The sequence below is a fragment of the Oleiphilus sp. HI0086 genome (assembly GCF_001635225.1).
In genome coordinates, this window is the sequence record NZ_LWFZ01001224.1 from 1 (window position 1) to 758 (window position 758).

The window sequence follows — 758 nt, forward strand, 5'->3', positions numbered from 1 at the left end:
AGACGACAGTAACCAAGATGGTATTTCAGGCAAAGCCAATTGGGTTTGGGATCAGCAAAAACAAGCACCGGCACTTGGCCGTTTTGGCTGGAAAGCAGGCACCCCCAACCTTCGTCAACAAAACGCTAGCGCGTTCAAGGGGGATCTCGGCATTAGTACACCGTTATTTCCACAACATTGGGGCGACTGCACTCCTTCACAAACAAGCTGCCGAAAACAAGCCCATGGAAACCGCACCCGCCAAGCCCCGGATATCAACCACATGGAAGCGCCAAAGGCGATGACCGATGCTTTATTGCTGTATACAAGAAATATCGCGGTACCCATTCGAAAAATAGACAATGCAGAAATGGTCAATAAAGGAAAAGCCGTCTTTCACTCCGCTGGCTGTGCCGCGTGCCATACTCCAAGCTATCAAACATCCGGGCATACTGAGCAAACTTCTCTTAACATGCAAACCATCTGGCCTTACACCGATCTATTACTGCATGACATGGGGCTAGGGCTGGCGGACAATCGACCCGAGTTTAAGGCAAACGGACAGGAATGGAGAACCGCTCCACTTTGGGGGCTCGGTTCAGACAAATACGTAAATGGCAGCCATTTTCTTCTGCATGACGGCCGCGCACGCAGTATACTTGAAGCAATTATGTGGCATGGCGGCGAGGCCGAATCTGCCAAGCAAGCCGTACAAACAATGCCCCAAGAGCAACGCGCACAACTGCTTACTTTTTTGGAATCACTTTAATGAACAGAAC

General features: G+C 50.3%; 1 protein-coding gene. It reads left to right on the forward strand.

What is annotated here, in order from left to right:
• On the forward strand, window positions 1–748 hold a 748-nt coding region (locus A3756_RS21385; RefSeq protein WP_156490662.1), incomplete at its 5' end, for a di-heme oxidoredictase family protein.
• Window positions 749–758 lie beyond the last annotated feature (10 nt).